The sequence below is a fragment of the Agathobaculum sp. NTUH-O15-33 genome (genome assembly GCF_033193315.1).
Classification (GTDB): Bacteria; Bacillota; Clostridia; order Oscillospirales; family Butyricicoccaceae; genus Agathobaculum; species Agathobaculum faecihominis_A.
Map to the genome: position 1 here is coordinate 977157 of NZ_CP136187.1, position 15367 is coordinate 992523.

Here is a 15367-nt window from a genome sequence, read left to right on the forward strand (position 1 = left end):
CAGCCGTCGATCTGCAACAGTTTTTGGCAGAGATTTTATACAATGTTCCGCTTGTTTTTTGGGGCATAATACTTTAAAATGAAACTTGGTTTCACAATATAAAACCGTTACAGGAGCGAAATTATGGCTGAACATTCCAACGTACAATCACTCGACCGGGCGTTCGATCTGCTGGAAGCGCTGTGCGGCAGCCGGAACGGCATGACGATCGCCGCGCTTTCGCAGCGGACCGGCTTGCATAAATCCACCGTGCACCGCCTGCTTGCCAGCATGTGCGCGCGCGGCTATGTGCTGCGCGATGAAGAGACCAGTATTTACCGCGCGGGCATGCGCCTGTGCGAGCTTGCGGGCTGTATTACGGATAATATGGATGTGATCGACCGCGCCCGCGCGCCGATGGAGCGTTTGGGGCGGGAAACGGACGAGACCATCCATCTGGTCATGCAGGATGATTGCGATATCGTGTATATCCATAAGGTGGAGAGCCTGAGCGGCGGCATTCGCATGTTCAGCCGCATCGGCATGCGCAGGCCGCTTTACTGCACGGCGGTCGGCAAAGCGATTTTGGCCACATGGCCGGAGGACGAAGCCTTCGCGCTGTGGCAGGGCAGCGAGGTGCGCGCCTGCACCGCGCACACGATCGTATCCGAACCGGAATTTTTGCGCGAGCTGATGCGCGTGCGGCGGCAGGGTTACGCGGTCGATAACGAGGAGACCGAGCTGGGCGTGTGCTGCATCGCGGCGGCCATACCGGATTACCGGGGACGCGCGTCCTACGCGCTTTCTATTTCCGCCCCCCTAGCCCGGATGAGCGACGACCGGATCGACGAGCTGCGCCGCCCGCTGCTTGCCGCGCGCAATGAGATTTCCGTGGCGCTCGGCGGGTAAACGGCGCCTTTTGTGTGAAAAACATGCCGAAATATTCCTTGGCGGCAAGGATTGGTTGAACCTCCGGCGGCAGGGACGTATAATAGAAGCAGCATAGAAGGGTGGGAGCGGCATGGGCAAGACGGAAAAGATTGATAAACGCGCCCTAATCCTATTCGGCGTCTGCCTCGCGGTCATCCTCGTGCTGATCAACCTGCTGTTTATCCGTTACCGGCGCGGGTTGGATCAAAACTTTTACACGCTGGAAGAGCAGCTGCTTGATTCGTTTATCGGCGGGCAGCGGGACGCGGCGGAAGCCAAGCTGACCGACCTGCAAAATAACCTGAAAGCCACGGCTGCGCTGATCGAGCAGACCGGCGTCGACCCTAATAGTCCCGGTCTGATCGACTACTTAAAGGAAATGGGCGAGATACACAGCGGCTATCAGGTGCAGTACATACCGCTGGAAACGCTGGCCGCGGGGCTGGAAGAGCAGGGCATTCAGCCGAGCGACTATGAAATATATCAAAAGCTGGCCGCCGGTCAGTCCGTCGTATCCGAGCTGCGGCGCTCCAAAAGGCTGAATGGCACCTATTTCAGCATTGCCGAGCCGGTGCTGCAGGATGGAAAAACCATCGGCGTGCTGCGCAGTCTGCTCGACGCGGAACTGCTTTTAAAGGATACGCAGTCGTCCACGCTGTACGCTATCAGCTTCCAGTGCGTGACCGATTCCTCCGGCACGGTGCTGTATACGCCCAACCGTCAGGACTGGGTGGGGGCCGATCTGGTATCCGGCTTGTCAGAACGCGGTATGAAGGACGCGGTGTCGAAGCGCCTGCGCGCCGCGCTGGGAAGCGCGGACGCGACGACCATTCTGATCGGTGAGGGCGATGGGGAAACGCACTTTGTTTCGTCGGTCGGGCTGAAGTATAACAACTGGCATTTGGTCAAAATTGAAACGACCACCGTACTGGACGAGGCTTCGCGCGAGATCATGCATCGCATGATCTGGATCAGCGGCTCGCTGATGCTGCTCACCTTCCTCGTCGGCCTGTTGTTGCTTGCCGGTGTGCTGCGCCAGCAGCGCAAGCAAAAGATCGAGCATGCGCGCTATGCCGCTATCGCCAATTTTACCGATACGGTCTTGTTTGAATACAATTATAAAGAAGACATTTTAGAAATGACGGACAACGGACACGGGCTGTTTTCCTCTGTGGGCGACCGCATACGCAACCTGCGCGCGCACCGCTTTGATCTGCTGGGGGAAAAGGACCGCGCGCGGTTTCTCGCCATGCTCGACGAGGCGGCGAAGAGCGCCGCGCCGCGCTCGATCGAGCTGTGCTTTGCCGATCCTTCAAGCGTGCGCTGGTACGAATGCAAGGCGCAGGCGCTGGGCGGCAAGCCGGGCAGCCCGGAGATCCTCATCGGCAAGATGACCGATATCACCGCCCGCAAGAGCAAGGAATTGCTGCTGATCGAGCGCGCCGAACGCGATCAGCTGACCGGCTTGCTCAACAAAGTATCGACGGAGCAGGCCATCCGCGCGCTGTTGCAGCAGGATGGACGGGGCCTGTTGTTCATGATTGATCTGAACCGCTTCAAAAAGATCAACGACACCTATGGGCACGACGCGGGTGACCGCGCGCTGCGCGCCATGAGCGAAGCGCTGAGAGCGGTATTCCGCGCCTGCGACCCCGTGGGCCGCATCGGCGGCGACGAGTTTTTGGCGCTCATGGCGGATGCGGACGACGAAACGGTCGCCGCGCGCAAGGCGGAGCAGATCGAAAAGCAGCTGGAACGGATTTCCGCGGCGCAGGGGCTGGAGATCACGGCCAGCATCGGCGTGGCGTGCTGCCCGAAAAACGGAAGCAATTATGACGCGCTGTTCAAGGCGGCGGATAACGCGATGTATCAGGCCAAAAAGCAGGACAGCGGCGTTGTCCTGTCCGATGAAAAATAAAAAAAGCGCCCCTTGCACCGGCCTCCCGGACGTGATATCATGGGAAACAGAATGCTGAAAAATAAGGGGGTGCGGGCATGGCGGTGACCATAGCGAAGATTGCGGAGATCGCGGGCGTTTCACGCGGCACGGTGGACCGTGCGCTCAACAACCGCGGCCGGGTCGATCCCAAGGTCGCCGCCCGCATCCGCTTGCTCGCCAAGGAACTGGGCTACCAACCCAACCGCGTGGGCAAGCTGCTTGCGCTGGCGAAAAACCCGATTCGGATCGGCGTGATCGTGCAATCGGTCGAAACCGCGTTCATGGGCACCGTGCTGCAAGCGGCCGAGCGCACGCGCGACCGCCTTGCGGCCGAAGGGGTGGAGGTGCTGGTGCGTTCCACCGGCACGGTCGACGTCGAGCGTCAGCTTGCCGCGATCGACGAACTGGTGCGCGCGGGCGTGGGCGGCTTGGCGCTTTCCCCGGCGGAGGATGGCCGCATCCGCCAGCGGGTGCGCGAGCTGGCGCCGCATATGCCGATCATCACCTTTAATACCGATCTGCCGGATTCGGGGCGGCTGTGCTACGTCGGTTTGGACAATTACGCGAGCGGCCGCACCTGCGCGGGCCTGATGGCGCTGCTGCTCGGCGGGCAGGGCAAGGTGCTCGTCGTTTCCGGCGTGATGCAGAACCGTTCGCACCGGCAGCGGGTCGAAGGCTTCTGCGAGGAAGCGGCAAGCGAATTTCCGGGCCTGTCCATTCTGCCGCTTGAAACCTGCGGGGACGACCAGCAGCTTTCGCACGATATCGTCTGCCGCGCGGTGCGGCAGCATCCCGATCTGCGGGGCGTGTACATTTCGGTAAACGGCCAGCTTGGCGCGTGCGACGCGCTCAGAGAACTGGGGCTGCGGGGGCGGGTACATCTGATCTGCCATGATTTGTTTCAACAAAATGTGGACAATGTCCGCGCGGGGCTGATCGATTTTCTGATCGATCAGGATGCGGAAACGCAGGGCTCCCGCCCGATCGAATTGCTGTTCGACCGGCTGCTGGTCGGCGCGGAACCGCCGGGGGATAAGCTGCTCACCCGCATCGACATCCGCAACCGCTACAATTTATAATGGGCCTGCCGGGGCTGCGCGTTCCGGCAGACTTTTGCTATTTTAAGGAGGGAAACCAAGCCATGGAACACTATGCAATGCCGTTTGGCGGCAGGCTGACGCGGTATCCGGCGGCGGGCGCGGCGGTAAAGCCCGCGCTCATCCTGTGCCCCGGCGGCGGGTACGAGCACTGCTCGATCCGCGAGGGCGCGCCGGTCGCCCGCGCGTTCGCCCGATTAGGGATCGAATCGTTTGTGCTGGAATACGACTGTGAAAAGCCGCCGCTTGGCCTGCGGCCCCTTGCCGCGTTATCCGGCGCGGTGGCGCTGGTGCGGCGAAACGCGGGCCGGTTTGGGGTAAACGAAGCGCGCATTGCGGTGGGCGGCTTTTCCGCGGGCGCGCATCTGGCGGCGCTGCACGGCGCGGTATGGGAGCGGGCGGACCGCTACCCGGCGGATACCGACCTTGCTTTACACAAGCCGAACGCGCTGGTGCTGGGTTATCCGGTCGTTACGGCGGGCGACGCCGGGCACCGGGGCTGCTTTGACCGTCTGGCCCCGCGTGAACGGCAGGCGGATTTTTCCGTGGAAACACTGGTCACGCCCGCCATGCCGCGCGCCTTTCTCTGGCATACGCTGGACGACGCCACGGTGCCGGTGGAAAATACGCTGCTGCTTGAAGCGGCGCTGCGCGCCGCGGGCATTTCGCACGAAGTGCATTTGTTCCCGCACGGAACGCACGGGCTTGCGCTGGCCGATCTGGAAACCGCTGATCCGCAAAAGGGCCGCCTGCCCGACCGGCATGTGGGCCGCTGGCTTGCGCTGGCCGCCGAATGGCTGAAGGAGCAGGGCTGATGCGGGTACGCAAAGCGACGTTTTCAGATCTCGCCGCCCTGCAACCGCTGTACGCCGCCGCGCGGCGGTTCATGCGTGAAAACGGAAACCCCGGCCAGTGGGGCAGCGCGCGCCCATCCACCATGCAGCTGTTCCGCGATATAGCGGAGGGGCGCGGGCATGTGTTATTGGAAAACGGCCGGATCGAGGCGGCCTTTAGCTTTACCTGCGCGCCCGACCCGGATTACGCGGAGATAGACGGCGCGTGGCTGAATGACGCGCCGTACGGCGTGGTGCACCGGCTGGCTTCCTCGGGCCGTGTACGCGGCGCGGGCGCGGCCTGCCTAGCGTGGTGTATGGAGCGGTGCGGCAATATTCGTATCGACACGCACCGGGATAACCGGCCCATGCGCGCGATGCTCGCCAGACAGGGCTTCACGCCTTGCGGCACGGTGCACCTGCGCGGGGTGGGCGAGCGGCTGGCGTTTCAGAAATCGGACGAGCGCGGCCGCCCTTAAACGCCGCAGTTGCAATCGCCCGCTGTGGCCGGCGTGGTGAGGTCACCACGCCCTACCAATACGGCGCTTTGCGCTGCTGGTGGCTCGCTATGCTCGCAATAAAAAGCGCGGCGGTAGCCGCGAGGACGAATGCGGCGCCCGCCGCGGGGGCAAAGGGGAAAGGAACACCGGCCGGGTTTGGCGCGCCCGCATGTCCCGGCGCTTCGTTTAGCAGGCGTGCGCGCGGAGAATTACGCTATGATAGATTGATTCGGGATAGGTCAAAATACCCCTAGCACTACTTCTGTTTTTTGTTATGATTAGCAAGAAGGAGTGAAATGATTTGAGAACGAATATGCTGGAATTATTGGCGGAGGGAAACCTTGATGCAAGAGCCGCCTCTTTTGATAAGGGCTCTCGCTATGCGAAGGCGCTTCATGAAGTGGTTCTGACGAAAGATCTTGTACTAAAACTATTGGATCATGAAGGGAAAGCACGGTTCGACGCATTTTGTAATGCTAGCAGTGAAGAGGAGACCTTGTTCGGTATCAGCCGGTTCATTACTGGATACCGCCTAGGCACGTTGCTCATGGCAGAGGTTTTTCTTTCAGAGGATGCTATTATGTACGGGTCTGCAAGCTCGGAATAGTAGATTTGGAGTGGTTCGGAACGCCCGATGGGGTCGGCGTGGTGAGGTCACCACGCCCTACAAAATAGTGCAGCAGATGCCGTAGGGCGGCGTGACTCACGCCGCCGCGCGTTTAATTGTTCGCGTCAGCGAACTTCCGAAAATAGGGCCGCGTTGCAACCGATTGTGCAACGCGGCCCTAGTCTTATATTTCGCTTTGCCGCGCGGCGGCGATGTTCTCCATGATCTTTTGGCGGGTATCGTCGAACAGCAGGCGGTCGTTATGCCGGTAGTAGGCTTCGCAGCCAAAGGTTTGAATCAACCAAGAGGTGAAGAAGTTCGCGGTCAGCTCGGTCGCGAAAAGGATGAGCTCCTGACTGTCGGGCAGGGCGTCGTTCAGAAAGGCGAACGCGGCTTCAATCTGGCGGCCCGCCTCGTGGGCAAGCTGCAAACGCTTTTCCGGTTCCGCGGCAAACAGCGCGCGCAGGCGGTCAAAGGCCGCGTCCGTGGGCACGCCTTCGGTGAGCAAGGTCTTTTGCGCGTTTTCCAGCCACGCGGCTTCGGCCAGCAGCGTGCGCTGCGCGTCCCGGTCGGCGGAGCCGGATTCGCGGCGGCGCTCGATGTGCGCCTGCTTTTCGGCAAGGTTCAGTTGAAGCGCGGCGGGCGCGGCCTGTTCCGCGTCGCGGATGCGCTGCAGCGTTTTGTGCAGCGCGTCGGTCAGCGCGTCCTGCCGGTAGGCTTCGCGCGCTGTTTCGGACAGGCGGGCGAGCAGCAGACCCAAAACGCCCAGCCGCTCGTCGAACGGGGCGGCGGCAAGCTCGGCGGCGCGCACCGGCTCGTAGGCGCCCGCTAGGATATCCTCTACCTTGTACACGCGGCGGTACTTCTCGTACAGCGCAAGGTAGTTGGCAAAATCGCCCGCGATGCGCGGCAGCTGGATATACTGCCCGATCACCTCGCGGTCGACCGGCAGGCCGAGCGATTCATAGGCGTAAAGCAGCTCGGAAAGGTCCTCCCAGCCGCGCGCGGTGGCGAATTGCAAGCCGTCCGCCGTGGTTTCGATGCGGTAAAAATGCTCCTTCCGAATTTCCAAATAGGAGATGACCGCCCCGTGCAGCCCGCGCCGGTAGGCGTATTCCTTCCAAACCCCGAAATCCTCGTTTACATCGATGCGCTTGACGCGGTCGAGCGTGACCACGTCGAACTCGCGCACGGATTTATTGTATTCCGGCGGGTTGCCCGCCGCGACGACGACCCAGCCCTCGGGCAGCCGCTGGTTGCCGAAGGTCTTGCACTGTAAAAATTGCAGCATCATGGGCGTGAGCGTTTCCGAAATACAGTTGATCTCATCCAGAAACAAAATGCCCTCGCGGACGCCCGACCGCTCGATCGAGCGGTAGACCGACGCGATGATCTCGCTCATCGTGTATTCGGTCACGGCGTATTCCCGCCCGCCGTAGGAGCGGTGCTCGATATAGGGCAGGCCGAGCGCGGACTGGCGCGTGTGGTGCGTGATCGTGTAGCACACAAGGCCGATGCCGGTCTCCTCCGCGATCTGCTCCATGATCTGCGTTTTGCCCACGCCGGGCGGCCCCATCAGCAAAATGGGGCGCTGGCGCACCGGAGGGATGCGGTACTGCCCGAACGAATCGCGCGACAGATAGGCGCGGATGGCGTTTTTAATCTCTTCCTTGGCTCGTTTGATATTCATATGGTTTCTTCCTCTGCGGGTAATATTTCATCTTCCGATAGCGTCACGCGGATGGCCCACGGCGGCAAATGCTCGGGGTAGCAGCGGTCCCGCAGCATGACGAAGGCCGCGTCGTACGGCGGGCGTTTAGCGGGGTAAACACCCAGCCCGTCGGTAAAGTACAAAAGGCCGCGCAGGTGGCGGAACGCGCCTTCGGCCTGTAGCTTCGCCACGTGGTCGAACACGGGGCGGAAATCGGTGGCGCTGCCGCCGGCCAGTTCAAAATTTGCCATATAGTCCGCCAGTTCGTCCGCGCTCGTGACGCGCTTGTCCGCGCGCACCCGGTCGTCGCACTGCAAAATGCGCAGATTGACGCGGCGGAAAAAGCTTTCGCTGTCGCGCAGCATGGCGTAGGTGTAGGATAGAAACGCGCGCACCAGTTCGCCGGAGGTGGACATCGAGGTATCGATCGCAACGACAAAATCCTCGATCCGGTGCGCTTCGCGCGTTTCCAGCGGCTCGATCAGCGGCATGTTGCCGTAGTGACGCAGGCCGTAGGCGTAATAGCCGTAATCGAACGCGTCCGGGTCGATCGAAACCTCCTCGCCCAGCACGGCGAAGCGATGCAGGAACGCGCGGTAATCGGTCTTTTCGCGGGTCTCTACCCGCAGCTGGTCGAGCACGGCTTCGCCGCCCGCGCCGGATGCGCTGAACACGGTTTCCATGCCGGTTTGCGTGCGCGCGGTGATCTGCTGCCAGCGCTCGTCCTGCCGGCGCTGCTCCTCGTCCTCGTTTTCGGCGTACCAAAGCGTGTGGTCGTCCTCATAAAATTCGCGGGCAAGGGTGGCGCGGTCGTATTCGGATAACGGGGCGCGGCGAAAGCGGCGGTAAATCGCTTCCGCGGTCAGCACCGGCATATCGCTTTGCAGGCTTTCATATAGGTTGCGCCGCCGCACGCTGTGCGTCAGCGGGGTTAGGCAGCGGTAACCCAGCCCGTCGATGATGCTTTCCACCGCGATATCGCAGCACAGGTCCCAAAGCGCCTCGTCGCGCCCCCGGCTTTTGCTGGGATGGCGCAGCAGGCAGTGCAGCGTTAGGTGCAGGTAGGCGCGGCAGACGAGCGAGCGGGCGCGCTCATACCGCCCCGCCAAATGCGCGCCGTTCAAAAACAGGCGCGCGCCGTCGGTCGCCAGCGTGGCGGTATTGTATTCCTCGCCGTGGCGCAGCGCGCCGAGCGCCGCGTCCAGAAAGGGCATGTTCAGGTACAGCTCGGCACGCGCCGTGGATAATATCTCGCGGCCGACCGCGTGCCAATTCGTTTGTTGCGCCATGCCTGCCGCACCTCCTTACAGCTCGAATGATTTGGTTTGCTCCGGCGCGCCCAGCCTGCCAAGCGCATCGAGCAGCAGGCCGAGCGCCTCGGTCTGCCCGCGCTGCCGCGCGCGGTCGCACGCGGCGGAAACCGCGTTAGGCCCCAGCGCGCCGCATTGCAGCAAAAAGGCGAGCGGTTCCGTGTCTCCGTTTTCGGCATAGGCAAGCGCGAGCGCGCCGCCGTGCGCGGCAAGGCAGGCGAAATAGCGTTCGCGCGCCCCTTCGCCCAGCGCGTAGGGAAAGCGCAGGCGGGTGAGCGCGACCCGCGCGGCCGCGTCGAACGCGTGCATGCGCAAAAGCCGTTCCAGCGCCGCGTCGTACTGGTGAAACTGGATCGCGCCGCGCGTGAAGCACTGCCGGTAGGCATGGCCCGCGCCGCCGATGCGGTAGCGGAACACGTGGGGCGCGGACAGTTCCTCCAAATCCTCCACATACTCGGGGAAGATCAGGCGCGCTTTGCCGCCGTTTGCTAAATCCAAAGCGGCGGTGATTTCGCCCGCGTGTTCGCTGAGCAGCTTTTGCAGCAGGCTGGTTTCGCCGGAAAGAAAACGCAGGCGGATCAGCCGCAGCGCCGCGCAGTTCATCAGCGCGCCGCCGCCCAGCGTATCCGCCGCGTCGGTGAGCGAAAGCTCGGAAAGGCTCCGGCAATTAAAAAACGCATACGCGCCGATGCGGCGCAGGCCTTGCGGCAGCGTAATGCTATGGATGGCGGCGGCGTTGTGCACCGGCGCGGGCCCGCCGCAGGTAACGCGAACGGAAAACGCGTCCGCCGGGATCGCGGGCGCGCGCTCGGCCAGCGCGTAGTCGCCAAGCGCGACGACCGGCTTGCCGAACAGCGCGTCCGGCAGCGTTACATGCTCGTCGCGCGTTTCACAGCGCAGCAGGCAAAGCCCGTCCGCTTGCTCGCGGCAGGTAAGCAGCAGATCGTTTTCTCCCGCAAGCTCCCGCATGGCGCAGCCCTCCTTCATTTTAAAAATGAATTTCATGCAGCTATAATAGCCGCTTTACGGTTATTATAGCACGTCCCGCGGCGGCGTAAAAGCGAATCGCCGTATTTCCGGGGCGCGCCAAGACCGAATCAGCATAGTAGACAAGAAAGAGGAGAAAATATTATTAATATTTATTATCAATAAATAAAGAAAATCACTAGACAAAGCAGTAAAACGATGGTATACTTTAGGCATAAAGGAAATACCATGAACGAAACATATTTGGGAGGAAAAAACCATGTGCGAAGTTAAGTTTTATAAATGCAGCCATTGCGGCAATCTGGTAGGGATGATCCATGACGCGGGCGTACCGATCGTCTGCTGTGGCGAGAAAATGACCGAGCTTGTTCCGGGTTCGGTGGACGCCGCCGCTGAAAAGCATGTGCCGGTCATCCGCGTGGAAGGCGATACGGTAACGGTATCCGTTGGTTCCGTGGCGCATCCGATGGCGGAGGAGCACTTCATTGAGTGGATTTATTTGCAGACCGAGCGCGGCGGCCAGCGCAAGTGCCTTGCGCCCGGCGAAGCGCCCGAAGCAACGTTTGCGCTTGCCGGAGAAAAGCCGGTTGCGGCGTATGCCTACTGCAACCTGCACGGCCTGTGGAAAGCGGACGTATAACCGGAACATAAACAAAAGAGCTTGTTTCGCAACAGGCTCAAGACAGACAAAAAGACCGGCGAAAGCCGGTCTTTTTGCGTTTTCAGGCGCTCGCCGTATTCCATGTAAATGACAAGCTCTGACCACGCCTCGGTAAAATCTGATGTCATCATTATTCTGGATCGGACCAATATTAGGAATCCGTAGCCAATGTCATTTGGTGAAGCATAGCTGGCTCCTAAACGACGTAGCACCACCCATTGGCCTCCCCCCAACGAGGGCATATGCGTAAACTTAAGCAGCGTATGCATAGCGCGCTCTTTGGGCTTCCCCCGACGAGGCATAAGCGTAAACTTAAGCTGCGCGCGCGATCTGGCCTTCCCCCCACGAGGGGAAGGTGGCGCGCGCCGCAGGCGCGTGACGAAAGGGGGGCGTAAGGAATTGCGCTCTTTAAGGCAGCCACGCACATCAATGCTGCCAATTCATGCGCCCCCCATCAGACCCGCGCTTCGCGCGGCCCAGCTTCCCCTCGTCGGGGGAAGCCCGAAGGGCGCTCTGTGCGCGCGCAGCTTAAGTTTACGCATATGCCTCGTCGGGGGGAGCCTATGGGACGTTTGCCACGTATTTACCATTAGTTTGCCCTGAACGAAATGGCATTGAATCCATCCCTTTGGTTTTTGGGTTATGGCTTACTGCCATTTCCAGTCGCGGACCTCGGGCAGGTCAAGGCCGTACTCGTGGATATACTGCTTGTGCTCCACAAGCTTGTCGCTCATCCGTTGGTGCAGATACGCGCCCCGGTTGCCAAGCTGCGGCAGGCGGAGCAGAGCGTCCTGCACCAGATGGAAGCGATCCAGATCGTTCTGCACGCGCATGTCGAAGGGCGTGGTGATCGTGCCCTCTTCTTTATAACCGCGCACGTGCAGGTGCCGGTTGTGGCGGCGGTAGGTCAGCTCGTGCACCAGCGTCGCGTAGCCGTGGAAGGCAAAGATAATGGGCTTGTCGCGCGTGAACAGCATGTCGTATTCCGCGTCGGACAGGCCGTGCGGGTGCTCGGCCTTGGGCTGCAATTTCATCAGGTCTACCACGTTGACCACGCGCACCTTGATATCAGGCAGGCTTTCCCGCAGGATGGAGACCGCCGCGAGCGTTTCCAGCGTCGGCGTTTCGCCGCAGCAGGCCATGACCACGTCGGGCTCGCCGCCCTGATCGTTCGAGGCCCATTCCCAAATGCCGATGCCCTGCGTGCAGTGCTTGACGGCCTGCTCCATGGTCAGCCATTGCGGGCGCGGGTGCTTGGAGGCAACGATTACGTTGACATAGTTGCGGCTGCGGATGCAGTGGTCGAAGCAAGAAAGCAGGCAGTTGCCGTCCGGCGGCAGGTATAGGCGCACCACATCGGCCTTTTTGTTGGCGATATGATCTAGGAAGCCGGGGTCCTGATGGGTAAAGCCGTTGTGATCCTGCTGCCATACGTTGGAGGCGAGGATCAGGTTCAGCGAAGCGATCTTCTGCCGCCAAGGCAGCTCGCTGCACACCTTGAGCCACTTGGCGTGCTGGGCGGCCATCGAATCGATGATGCGGATGAACGCCTCGTAGCTGGCGAAAAAGCCGTGGCGGCCGGTCAGCAGATAACCCTCCAGCCAGCCCTCGCACAAATGCTCGGACAGCATGGAATCCATGATGCGGCCGTCCCGCGCGAGAAATTCGTCCGAGGGCAGGGTTTCCGCGTTCCACACGCGGTTTGATACCTCGAACGCGGCGGTCAGCCGGTTGGAAGCGGTCTCATCCGGGCCGAACACGCGGAAGTTGCGGCTCTCCTCGTTCAGTTTGAGGATATCCCGCACGAACTTGCCCATTTCGAGCATATCCTGTCCTTCGACCGCGCCGGGCGCGGGCACCGAAATTTCATAATCGCGGAAATCGGGCAGGCGAAGCTGACGCAGCAGCAGGCCGCCGTTCGCGTGCGGGTTGGAGCCGATGCGCTTGAGCCCGGTAGGAGCGAGGGCGCGCAGCGCGGGGATCAAACGGCCCGCTTCGTCGAACAGCTCTTCCGGCCGGTAGCTGTGCAGCCAAGCGTTCAGCATTTCCAAATGCTCGGGGCGATCCATCATGATCGGCACCTGATGGGCGCGGAAGCTGTTTTCGATCATTTTGCCGTCCACTTCCTTGGGGCCGGTCCAGCCCTTGGGCGTGCGCAGCACGATCATCGGCCAGACCGGGCGCGAAGCGTCGCCGGTTTCGCGGGCGTGCTTCTGGATGGCGAGGATCTCCTCGATTACCTGATCCATGGTCTCGGCCATTTTCCGGTGCATGATCATCGGGTCGTCGCCCTCGACGAAGTACGGCTTCCAGCCGCAGCCCTCGAAGAATTTCCGCACCTCGTCATGCGAAATGCGTGAAAACACCGTGGGGTTGGCGATCTTGTAGCCGTTTAAATGCAAAATGGGCAGCACGGCGCCGTCCGTGATGGGGTTTAAGAACTTGTTGGAGTGCCACGAGGTCGCGAGCGGGCCGGTCTCGGCCTCGCCGTCGCCCACGGTCACGGCCGCGATCAAATCCGGGTTGTCGAACACCGCGCCGAAGGCGTGCGCCACGCCGTAGCCGAGCTCGCCGCCCTCGTTGATCGAACCGGGCGTTTCGGGCGCGACATGGCTCGCGATGCCGCCGGGGAAGGAGAACTGCTTGAACAGGCGGCGCATGCCCTCCGTATCCTCGCTGATGTTGGGGTAAACCTCGCTATAGGTGCCCTCCAAATAGGTGTTGGCAACGAAGAAGTTGCCGCCGTGGCCCGGGCCGGACAAAAGGATCATATCAAGGTCGTAGCGCTTGATCTCGCGGTTCAAGTGCACGTACACAAAGTTTTGCCCGGGCACGGTGCCCCAGTGGCCCACGATCTTCTTTTTGATATGCGTGGGCTTTAACGGCTCGCGCAAAAGCGGATTGTCCAGCAGATAAAGCTGGCCCGCGGCAAGGTAGTTGGCGGCGCGCCAATAGGCGTCCATCTTTTGTAAAAGCGAATCGGTCAGCGCGCCCTTTTCCTCGCATGGGGTAGGGTCGGTCAGCGTCATAGTATTGCTCCTTTCAGCAGTAGGTCCTGTTGGGGTTTTCTCTTCTGCGTTTATTGTACGCCGTCGTGTCGCGCACTACAAGGGATGAATTGTTAAATTTTTAGCAAATCATGTGATTGGGTCAAAAAAGGCCCATGCAAGGCAAAAACGCCTTTTTTCAGGCAAAATTAACCCCTATTTCGTTATTTGTACAAAAAATAAAGTCGTTTTTGTGCGAAATGACTAATAAAAGTTGATGTGTTTTGAGCATGTTTGGTTAAATCGCAAGAATCGTAATAAAACGTTTAAAAAATGCCGCGCGGGTGAGCAAAACGGTACCGAACACCGCAAGAAAAGTATAGCGAAATCGAAGGAAAGTGAGATATAATTAGCTCACAAAATGAATCGCTGAAACGCAGAAATATACAAAATGAGGCAATAATATGAATATTTTTGGGTTTTAAAAAGCGATGAGCATCCCCTCGGGCAAGTGCGCCCTTTTCTAGGTGTAGACCGTAATGAGGCGGTTTATGATACACATTTTAAGGAGGATGAAAAATGAAGAAGAGGTTACTGGCCATGTTGATGGCGGGCGCTATGGCGCTTTCCCTAACTGCGTGTGCAGGCACCACCACCGGTAGCGATGCGGGCGGCGGCGACGAACCCTCGGACAGCTCGGCGTCGGGCGGCGAGACCAAGGATATCAAGGATATCGTCGTCGGTCTTTCCGTAGGCAACACCACGGAGGAACGCTGGAACCGCGAAATCCAGATGTTCGAGAATTACGCGAGCGACAAGGGCTTTACCCTGAACACCCAAATCGCCAACAACGACGCTAACAAGCAGGTTTCCCAGTGCGAAAACCTGATCAATCAGGGCGTTGACGTGCTGATCGTACAATCGCTGGACGCGGAAGCCGCGGGCCCGATCGTTGACGCCGCGCACGACGCGGGCATCAAGGTCATCGCGTACGACCGGTTTATCATGAACTCCGATCTGGATTACTACATCACCTTCGACTCCTACAAGGTCGGTAAGGTAGAGGCTGAATTCGTCGTCAAGGAAGCGCCGAAGGGCAACTACATCTGGCTGAAGGGCGCGCCGGAAGACAACAACGCGCACCTTGTCGCACAGGGTCAGGAAGACGTTCTCAAGCCGTACATCGATTCCGGCGACATTAAGATCGTGCTGGACCAGTGGTGCAAGGGCTGGGATCCGAACGAAGCCCTCAAGCATGCGGAAAACGGCCTGACCATGGCCAACAACGACGTACAGGGCGTTATCGCCTCGAACGACGGCACCTGCGGCGGCGCGGTACAGGCGCTTGCGGCGCAAGGCCTTGCGGGCAAGGTTCCGATCTGCGGACAGGACGCCGACCTCGCGGCTTGCCAGAGAATCGTGGAAGGCACCCAGACCGGCACCGTTTATAAGCCGCTGGCTCCGCTGAATCAGGCTGCTTGCGAACTGGCTGTCGCCATCGCCACCGGCGCGGACCCGATGAGCGGCGTTGATTCGAGCCTTGGCACTTGGACCAAGCTGAACAACAACCAGAAGGATGTCGATTCTTTCACGGTAGACGTAGAAGCGGTTAACAAGGACAACATCTACGACATTATCGTAAAGCGCGACGGTTTCCATACGCTTGAGGAAGTTTACGCGAACATCCCCAAGGATCAGTGGCCGGCGTAATCTCTACGTAAGGGCGACTAAAACAAAGTAGAGTGCGGGGTGCACGGCTGCGACGCGCAACCATGTGCCCCGCTCTTTTTCCCAAAAGAACTCCGCGCCCTTCGCGGAGACAGGAC

12 protein-coding genes are annotated in these 15367 nt (G+C 60.4%); 8 read left to right on the forward strand and 4 right to left on the reverse strand.

Annotation, left to right across the window (positions count from 1 at the left end; translation table 11 throughout):
- The first annotated feature begins 123 nt into the window (after positions 1 to 123).
- The 6 genes from RWV98_RS05015 (at position 124) to RWV98_RS05040 (ending at position 5885) form a co-directional block, all read left to right on the forward strand.
- Positions 124 to 888, forward strand: coding sequence for an IclR family transcriptional regulator (locus RWV98_RS05015; protein ID WP_280960913.1), 765 nt, complete (start codon positions 124 to 126; stop codon positions 886 to 888).
- Between the two features lie 112 nt (positions 889 to 1000).
- A complete protein-coding gene (locus RWV98_RS05020) occupies positions 1001 to 2827 on the forward strand; it encodes a sensor domain-containing diguanylate cyclase (protein WP_317864196.1) in 1827 nt (608 codons plus the stop codon).
- Between the two features lie 77 nt (positions 2828 to 2904).
- Entirely contained in the window at positions 2905 to 3927 is a 1023-nt protein-coding gene (locus RWV98_RS05025) for a LacI family DNA-binding transcriptional regulator (protein WP_280960915.1), read from the forward strand.
- A 62-nt stretch (positions 3928 to 3989) separates the two neighbouring features.
- Complete coding sequence (locus RWV98_RS05030) at positions 3990 to 4760, forward strand: alpha/beta hydrolase (protein ID WP_317864198.1); 771 nt, start codon at positions 3990 to 3992, stop codon at positions 4758 to 4760.
- Positions 4760 to 5257, forward strand: a complete 498-nt coding sequence (locus tag RWV98_RS05035) for a GNAT family N-acetyltransferase (RefSeq protein ID WP_317864200.1) — start codon at positions 4760 to 4762, stop codon at positions 5255 to 5257. Before RWV98_RS05030 ends, RWV98_RS05035 begins: the two co-directional genes overlap by 1 nt.
- Positions 5258 to 5579: 322 nt before the next feature.
- Positions 5580 to 5885 (forward strand): DUF6809 family protein, encoded by a 306-nt coding sequence (locus RWV98_RS05040; protein ID WP_317864201.1) that lies wholly within the window; start codon positions 5580 to 5582, stop codon positions 5883 to 5885.
- A 184-nt stretch (positions 5886 to 6069) separates the two neighbouring features.
- On the opposite strand, the gene RWV98_RS05045 is transcribed toward RWV98_RS05040, so the two are convergent.
- From RWV98_RS05045 to RWV98_RS05055, 3 genes are read right to left on the reverse strand one after another with little or no spacing between them, the layout of a single operon-like run.
- On the reverse strand, positions 6070 to 7575 hold the full coding sequence (locus tag RWV98_RS05045; protein ID WP_317864203.1) for an AAA family ATPase: 1506 nt from the start codon (positions 7573 to 7575) through the stop codon (positions 6070 to 6072).
- Entirely contained in the window at positions 7572 to 8885 is a 1314-nt protein-coding gene (locus tag RWV98_RS05050) for a vWA domain-containing protein (RefSeq protein WP_317864205.1), read from the reverse strand. Before RWV98_RS05050 ends, RWV98_RS05045 begins: the two co-directional genes overlap by 4 nt.
- A gap of 15 nt (positions 8886 to 8900) precedes the next feature.
- Positions 8901 to 9875, reverse strand: coding sequence for a leucine-rich repeat protein (locus RWV98_RS05055; RefSeq protein WP_317864206.1), 975 nt, complete (start codon positions 9873 to 9875; stop codon positions 8901 to 8903).
- Between the two features lie 277 nt (positions 9876 to 10152).
- Here RWV98_RS05055 and RWV98_RS05060 point away from each other — a divergent pair, with 277 nt between their 5' ends.
- Positions 10153 to 10533 carry a desulfoferrodoxin family protein gene (locus RWV98_RS05060; protein ID WP_280960922.1) on the forward strand — a complete coding sequence of 127 codons (381 nt, stop codon included), beginning with the start codon at positions 10153 to 10155 and terminating at the stop codon, positions 10531 to 10533.
- A gap of 668 nt (positions 10534 to 11201) precedes the next feature.
- Here RWV98_RS05060 and RWV98_RS05065 read toward each other — a convergent pair.
- Entirely contained in the window at positions 11202 to 13583 is a 2382-nt protein-coding gene (locus tag RWV98_RS05065) for a phosphoketolase family protein (RefSeq protein WP_317864208.1), read from the reverse strand.
- A 537-nt stretch (positions 13584 to 14120) separates the two neighbouring features.
- Between RWV98_RS05065 and RWV98_RS05070 the strand changes: the two genes are divergently transcribed.
- Positions 14121 to 15251 carry a sugar ABC transporter substrate-binding protein gene (locus RWV98_RS05070; protein ID WP_280960924.1) on the forward strand — a complete coding sequence of 377 codons (1131 nt, stop codon included), beginning with the start codon at positions 14121 to 14123 and terminating at the stop codon, positions 15249 to 15251.
- The last annotated feature ends 116 nt before the right edge of the window (positions 15252 to 15367 follow it).

Bases quoted from the DNA above. Each gene is read 5' to 3' on its own strand.
- RWV98_RS05020 (WP_317864196.1), top strand. From the start codon at position 1,001: ATGGGCAAGACGGAAAAGATTGATAAACGCGCCCTAATCCTATTCGGC.
- RWV98_RS05065 (WP_317864208.1), bottom strand. From the start codon at position 13,583: ATGACGCTGACCGACCCTACCCCATGCGAGGAAAAGGGCGCGCTGACC.
- RWV98_RS05015 (WP_280960913.1), top strand. From the start codon at position 124: ATGGCTGAACATTCCAACGTACAATCACTCGACCGGGCGTTCGATCTG.
- RWV98_RS05030 (WP_317864198.1), top strand. From the start codon at position 3,990: ATGGAACACTATGCAATGCCGTTTGGCGGCAGGCTGACGCGGTATCCG.
- RWV98_RS05070 (WP_280960924.1), top strand. From the start codon at position 14,121: ATGAAGAAGAGGTTACTGGCCATGTTGATGGCGGGCGCTATGGCGCTT.
- RWV98_RS05055 (WP_317864206.1), bottom strand. From the start codon at position 9,875: ATGCGGGAGCTTGCGGGAGAAAACGATCTGCTGCTTACCTGCCGCGAG.
- RWV98_RS05045 (WP_317864203.1), bottom strand. From the start codon at position 7,575: ATGAATATCAAACGAGCCAAGGAAGAGATTAAAAACGCCATCCGCGCC.
- RWV98_RS05025 (WP_280960915.1), top strand. From the start codon at position 2,905: ATGGCGGTGACCATAGCGAAGATTGCGGAGATCGCGGGCGTTTCACGC.
- RWV98_RS05035 (WP_317864200.1), top strand. From the start codon at position 4,760: ATGCGGGTACGCAAAGCGACGTTTTCAGATCTCGCCGCCCTGCAACCG.
- RWV98_RS05050 (WP_317864205.1), bottom strand. From the start codon at position 8,885: ATGGCGCAACAAACGAATTGGCACGCGGTCGGCCGCGAGATATTATCC.
- RWV98_RS05060 (WP_280960922.1), top strand. From the start codon at position 10,153: ATGTGCGAAGTTAAGTTTTATAAATGCAGCCATTGCGGCAATCTGGTA.